Below are 1,808 nucleotides of genomic sequence, written 5' to 3'. Positions count from 1 at the left end.
GAGGACCTGGCCCAGTCCCGGCTCGGCGAGTTGCGCGGCCAGCTCGCCGCGGCGCTGGCCGACGCCGACTGGCAGCCGGCCTGGTTCGGCCGCGACGGACGTCCGGTCGTGCTGCACGTGCTGCACGGCTGGGGCGGCGGCGCCGAACGCTTCGTGCGCGACCTGGCCGCGAGCGACACGGCGCGCCGCCATCTCGTGCTGCGCGCGTTCGGCGATTTCACGCGCCGCCGCTACGGCGAAGTGCTCGAGCTCCACGACGGCAGCCTGCGCGGCCCGGCGCTGCGCCGCCTGCCGCTGACCGCGCCGATCGCCGACACGGTCCTGCACCACCACGACTGGCAGCGCTTCTTCGACGAAACGCTCGCGCACTACGCCGTCGACGCAGTGCTGGTCTCCTCGCTGATCGGCCACAGCCTCGACGCCTTGCGCAGCGGACGGCCGACCGTCGTCGTCGCCCACGACTGCTATCCGCTGTGGCCGCTGCTGCATCGCGACTTCGGCGACGCAAGCCTGGCCTTCGACGCGGCGCAGCGCGCCGCCGACCTGGCTGCGGCCGATAGCGAGTTCGAGTTCGCGCAGCGCGATCCGGGCTATTGGCAGCAGTTGCGCGACGCCTACGTCGCGGCGCTGCTGGCCGCCGAGGTGCGGCTCGCCGCGCCGAGCCGCACGGCGCTGGCCAATGTGCTGCGGCTGGCGCCCGAGCTTGCGTCGTTGCCGGCGCGCGTGATCGCCCACGGCATCGCGCCGCTGACACCGGCCGACGCGCGCGCGCCGCGCGACGGCGCGCGTCTGCGCCTCGTCGTACCCGGCCGCGTGCGCCGCGGCAAGGGCGCGGAACTGCTGGCCGCCGTGCTGCCGCTGCTGCCGCCGCAGGTCGAGCTCGTGCTGCTCGGCGCCGGCGCCGAAGGCCATGAATTCTTCGGCCATGCCGGCGTGCACGTGGTGCTGAACTACGCGCGCGAGGAGCTGCCGCAGCTGATCGCGGCGTTGCAGCCCGATGCGGCGCTGCTGCTGCCTACCGTCGCGGAAACCTTCAGCTACACCTTGTCCGAATGCTGGAGCCTCGGCCTGCCGGTCATCGCGACACGCGTCGGCGCGCTGGCCGAGCGCATCAGCGACGGCGTCGACGGGTTTCTCGTCGAACCCGAAGCCGCGGCGGTCGCCGCGCGCATCGCCGATCTGTCGGCGCAGCGCGAACCGTTGCTCCGCGCCCGCGCGGCCCTGCGCAGCCACGCGCCGCGCAGCCTCGCCGCGATGAGCGCCGACTATGCCGCCGAGCTGCCGGCGGCACCGGCGGCGCCGGCCTTGCCGCCGCAGGCCGCGACGACGACGCAGATCGAACTCACCGCCGTGCGCGGTGAACTCGACGCGCTGAGGACGCAGCTGCGCCGCCAGACCGCCACATTGCGCCAGCAGCAGCATGAACTCGATGCGCGCGCCGAATGGGCGTCAGAGCTCGACCGCGAGCTGCGCCGTTCGCAGCGCGACGTCGGCATCGCGCTGGCCGAGATCGAACGCGCGCAGGACGACCTCGTTCAGCGTACCGAATGGCTCACGCGTACCCAGGACGACTACGTCGAGCTCGAACGCGAGTTCGACGAGCGCACGCGCTGGGCCCTCGCGCTGAAGGCCGAGCTCGACCGCGCCTACGCGAGCCTGTCGTGGCGGCTGACCAAGCCGCTGCGCTTCGGCATGCGCAAGCTGCGCGGCCTACGCGCGCGGCTGGCCTTCAGCGCGACGCGCACGCGCGGCATCTGGCAGCGCCTGCGCGGCAGCCTGCGCCGGCGCGGCCTCGCCGGCACCGTGCA

1 protein-coding gene is annotated in these 1,808 nt (G+C 74.1%); it reads left to right on the top strand.

Annotated features, from left to right (window positions below; all coding sequences use genetic code 11):
* Positions 1-1,808: glycosyltransferase (locus NON22_RS23785; RefSeq protein ID WP_257389464.1), on the top strand; the 1,808-nt coding region annotated here is incomplete at both ends.

Source organism: Tahibacter caeni, assembly GCF_024609805.1.
GTDB lineage: Bacteria > Pseudomonadota > Gammaproteobacteria > Xanthomonadales > Rhodanobacteraceae > Tahibacter > Tahibacter caeni.
Note: the sequence above shows the minus strand (reverse complement) of the source record. Positions and strands in the feature narration are given on the sequence as shown.